Origin of the sequence: Actinophytocola sp., assembly GCF_035712165.1 — a bacterium.
Classification (GTDB): Bacteria; Actinomycetota; Actinomycetes; order Mycobacteriales; family Pseudonocardiaceae; genus DASYTH01.
In genome coordinates this window covers 1-4,030 of the sequence record NZ_DASTBH010000418.1, presented here as the reverse complement: position 1 = coordinate 4,030, position 4,030 = coordinate 1, and the positions used below count along the sequence as shown (strand labels likewise).

The 4,030-nt window shown below is 69.6% G+C and carries 5 protein-coding genes; 2 read left to right on the top strand and 3 right to left on the bottom strand.

Going from position 1 to position 4,030, the window contains the following annotated elements; genetic code table 11:
• Window positions 1–179 precede the first annotated feature (179 nt).
• Both VFO68_RS23265 and VFO68_RS23260 read right to left on the bottom strand, forming a co-directional pair.
• Complete coding sequence (locus VFO68_RS23265) at window positions 180–431, bottom strand: hypothetical protein (RefSeq protein ID WP_325160485.1); 252 nt, start codon at window positions 429–431, stop codon at window positions 180–182.
• 93 nt (window positions 432–524) lie between these two features.
• The gene (locus tag VFO68_RS23260) at window positions 525–956 is read right to left on the bottom strand and encodes an SRPBCC family protein (RefSeq protein ID WP_325160484.1); all 432 of its coding nucleotides are present in this window, start codon (window positions 954–956) and stop codon (window positions 525–527) included.
• 160 nt (window positions 957–1,116) lie between these two features.
• On the opposite strand from VFO68_RS23260, the gene VFO68_RS23255 reads away from it, so the two are divergent.
• Window positions 1,117–1,968 (top strand): hypothetical protein, encoded by an 852-nt coding sequence (locus VFO68_RS23255; protein ID WP_325160483.1) that lies wholly within the window; start codon window positions 1,117–1,119, stop codon window positions 1,966–1,968.
• A gap of 315 nt (window positions 1,969–2,283) precedes the next feature.
• Here VFO68_RS23255 and VFO68_RS23250 read toward each other — a convergent pair whose 3' ends face one another.
• Window positions 2,284–3,057 (bottom strand): helix-turn-helix transcriptional regulator, encoded by a 774-nt coding sequence (locus VFO68_RS23250; RefSeq protein WP_325160482.1) that lies wholly within the window; start codon window positions 3,055–3,057, stop codon window positions 2,284–2,286.
• A 116-nt stretch (window positions 3,058–3,173) separates the two neighbouring features.
• Here VFO68_RS23250 and VFO68_RS23245 point away from each other — a divergent pair.
• A partial coding sequence (locus tag VFO68_RS23245) for an SRPBCC family protein (RefSeq protein WP_325160481.1) occupies window positions 3,174–4,030 on the top strand: 857 nt, incomplete at its 3' end.

Here is a 4,030-nt window from a genome sequence, read left to right as displayed (position 1 = left end):
CTCGCCCACCTCGCCATCTGCAAGGGTTCGGAGTGGCCGAACAACCCACCCACGCTCTCAGTACCAATCACGGCACGGTCAAGTCATCACAGCCCGGCTAAGCACGATCCGCCCGTCCACCGCGTTAGCGGAGAACGCACGCACCGTGCGTCGCTGCGCACCGATTGGGCTGCCGACCCCTACTGGTGTGCGGGTGGTTGGGTGGGTTCGGCTGCGGCAGGCGCACGGGTAGGCGAGGCTGCCGACGTTGAAGGGCACGCATAGTTGATCGCGATGCGGATCCAGACGAGGATGCTGGCCTGGCCGGTGACGATGATCTCGCCCTGGTTGGCCAGGGAGTGGGTGGTGTCGACTACGGCGGCGATCGGGCCGGCGGTAGGGGCGGTGTGGCCGCGCAGGATGAGAACGATTCCTCGCGTCGCACGGTCCACACCGGGGCATCCGGATCGTCGCCTTGGCCCTGTCACCTCCCGTCGGCCAGGGTAGGGCCACCGGACCTCTTGGCCGGTACGGCGCCGGTCGGTTCAGGATTCCAGGCAGGTGCGCAGTCGGTGGAGGTCGGCGGTGATGTTGGCGCGGACCTGCCGGGTCATGAGTGGGGTGGCCCAACGGAAGTACCGTCCGGGGTTGCCGGTGGCGTGGATGGCGACCCGGGTGCCGGCGGGATCGGGTTCGAGCTCGTAGCGCACGGTCATCGGGAACGGTTTCTCGACGCGCAGCTCGACGAGCTTGCCCGGGTCGTGCCGGATGACGACATAGCTGTAGGTGAAGGTGCGGCCCAGGAACTTCGCGGTGCGCTCGACGGTCGCGCCGGTGACGAGTGGTCCGGGTTGAGCTGGGGTGCTTGCGGTGATGCCGCCGGTCCAACGCAGATCGTTGGCGGGGTTGAACATGAACGCGGCCACCTCGGCCGGCGATCGGCGCACCACGACCTCGGGTCGGACATCAACGGCCACGCGAGAGCTCCCTACATTGGATTGATCTCAATGACGGTGCGGCGAAAGTAATCGATGGCGGGACGGTTGTCGAGGCGGGGTGGTGGCCCGGATGTGGAACTCCGAGATCACAAGAATGTCGTAAGAATCGGTGACCGTTGGAGCGCCTACGGTGATGGGCATGACAGCCCCACGCGCTTTCGCGGTGCTTCTCGTCGGTGTGCTGGCCATCGGGGGCACCGTCTTTCCCGCATCACCGGCGCTGGCGGCGGCGCTGCCCGAGTTGACCGCCATGGTGCTGCAGCTGCCCCGGGTGGATTTCAATTATCAGCTGGTCGCGGGGGAAAGCTTCCGGGTCACGTTCACCATCGACCGGCCGGCGCCGGCCGGCGGGACGCTCATCGAGATGCGCCATTTCCGTGACTCCGGGCCGATCCACACCCTGCCGCAACAGGTGCGCGTCCCGGCCGGGCGAAACACCGCAGAACTCGTCGTCGGGTCGGTGCCCGTCGACCCGGCCACCGAGACCGCCACGCACCAACAGGTCTCCGCGCACACGACTGACGGGAACCTGCCCGGCAACGTGACGTTGTTCGACAGCCTGTTCGCGGTCGCCCGGCCGGCCACCGACCCACGGGGCAACGCGGTGACGCACGAGGCGGAGACGGGTCGGCTGTCCGGCGCCCAGGTGATCCGCGACGACAGCCCGTACAACCTGGCCTCGGCCAACGCGTTCGTGCGGTACACCTCCGGGAGCGGGTTCGCCGAGTTCACCGTCACCGCTGCCCGGACCGCAGAGCATTGGGTGATCCTGCGCTACGCCAACGACGGGTTTTCCACCAGCCAGATGGAGGTCACCATCAACGGGGCCCGACGGGTGGTCACGCTCGGGGCCGGCGCCGGGCTGGGCTGGTACCGGCTGGACGGCTTCCGCGGGGCGTCGCTGGCCGCCGGGCCCAACCTGATCCGGGTCGCACCGGTCCGCGGCGCCACCCCGGTCGACCTGGACTGGGTCCAGATCGCCCGAGCGTGACCGCGAACCCCGAGATCATCCCGGGCGGGCGGCGCGGCCAATGTGTCGCAGAAAGTCGCGTTCGGCGTCGGTAGGGCCAGGTCGGCGGAGTAGGTCGGCGCGGGTGGCGTGGAATGTCCAACGCACCAGACAAGAACATCTACCGAAACATTCGGAATGCCGAAACCTATTCGGCGTGCGCAAAAAGCGATATTCGCGCGGGGTGGTTGACCGTGACAGTCTGGGAGCACGGCGATCTCCGCGTCGAACGTGCTGAGCTTTCCCGGCGAGGCGCGCCGTGCACCGCGTCCTTGGTCCCTCGTAAGGAGCAGTGGATCATGGCGAGCGGAAGAAGTGCTCGGCGGTGTCGTCGAGGGGGTAGGTGAGTTCGATGCGTAGTTCGTCGAGGGTGATGTCGGTGGTGGCGTCGAAGCGGGCGGCGATGCCGATGGTTTTGATGATGCGTTCGCCGATGCGGAACCATGGGCACAGCACGGGGTCGGGTGCGGGCAGTTGGGGGCGGGGTGTGTCGGCGAGCGTGGTTTCGGCGAGGGTGACCAGTTCGGCGAGGTAGGGGTCGGAGGGGGCGCGGTCGCGTTGGTGGCGCAGCCGGTCCAGGCCGGCCCAGGCGATGTCGGGCCAGTTGACGACGGATTGCTGGGCGTTGGGGTCGGTCAGGAAGCGGTGGGCGAGGTTGGTGCCTTCGAGGTCTGGACCGAAGAGCCGGGTGCAGGCGGGGTTGGCCAGCACGACGGTCCAGTGTTGGTCGAGGACCATCGCCGGGTAGGGCAGGTGCGCGTGCAGCAGGCTGTCCAGCGCGGTGCGGAACGGGGCCAGGTCCGGGCCGTCGAGTTGGGCTTGGGGATAGGTCGCGGACAGCCCGGCGGCGTGCAGGAGTTGGTTGCGCTCGCGCAGTGTGACGCCGAGCGCCTCGCCGAGTCGCAGCACCATGTGGCGGCTTGGCCGGGAGCGTCCGGTTTCCAGGAAGGACAGGTGTCTTGCGGTGGTGCCGACTTTGGCGGCCAGGGCGAGTTGGCTGATGCCGTGGTGGGCGCGCCAGTGCCGTAGCCGGGCGCCGAACGGGCTGATCGTGGCCGGTTCGCTGCTCATGAGCGGGAAGTATCCCAGCGCGCCGAGGCCAGTGCCCATTCCGCGTTAGGGAATCGACCCAGGCCCGGACCCGGGTGAGGCTGGCGGCCATGACCAGATTGCGTAATGAGATTGTCGTGGAGGCGCCCGCGGAGGCGGTGTGGGAGGTGGTTGCGCACCGGTTCGACCGCATGGGCGAGTGGGCCACCGCGATCGAGGCGTCCACAGCCCTGGCCGGCGCGCCTGGCACGCAGGGGGCGCCTGTGGCCGGGCGGGTGTGCCGAACCGGAGTGCGGTTGGTACCTGAGGTGGCGGAAACGATCGTCGCCTACGACGAGGTCGGTCGGACGTTGACCTACGAGGCAACCTCGGGCATGCCGGGGTTCGTGCGCCAGGCCCGGAATCGGTGGCAGGTCACCGCGCTGGACGGCGGGCGGAGTCGGGTCGCGTTCAACGCCCAACTCGAGGTGCGTGGTCTGTTCGGGTGGCTGGCGCGCCGGGTGTTGCTGGCTCGGGTCGGTCGTTCCGGCGGGCAGGTGCTCGACGACTTGAAGCACTTCGTGGAGCGGGGGGAACCCACGCCGCGCAAACGGCCAGGCGCCGATCCGGTGCTGGCGGTCGGGGTATGGCCGACGACGCGGCTGCTGCGGGCGGAGTTGCGGGCCAACGCGGTGTTCTCGCTGGTGTGCGGCGTGGTGCTGATGGGCGCGGGGTGGTGGCTGGCCGAGCCGTGGGGGTTGGGGCCGGTCGGGGCGCCGCCGTTGGCGGGGGTCGGGCTGGCCGGGTTCGGGTTGCTGCTCGCCTGGCTGGCCGCCCAGCCCGTCCGCGTGCTGCGTCGGGGGGCGGTGGCGGTGATCGTCGCGGACGGGGCGTGGGTGGCGGGCAGCGTGATCGTGGTGGTGCTGGGGGGATTGCCGGTGCCGGGGGCGGTCGCGGTGGGTGTGGCGGCGGCCGTGGTGGCGGGTGTGGCGGTCGGGCAGGTGGCGGGTCTGCT

What these genes read in the sequence shown, in the direction of transcription:
- VFO68_RS23255 (WP_325160483.1), top strand. Translation starts at nt 1,117, where the DNA reads ATGACAGCCCCACGCGCTTTCGCGGTGCTTCTCGTCGGTGTGCTGGCC.
- VFO68_RS23250 (WP_325160482.1), bottom strand. Translation starts at nt 3,057, where the DNA reads ATGAGCAGCGAACCGGCCACGATCAGCCCGTTCGGCGCCCGGCTACGG.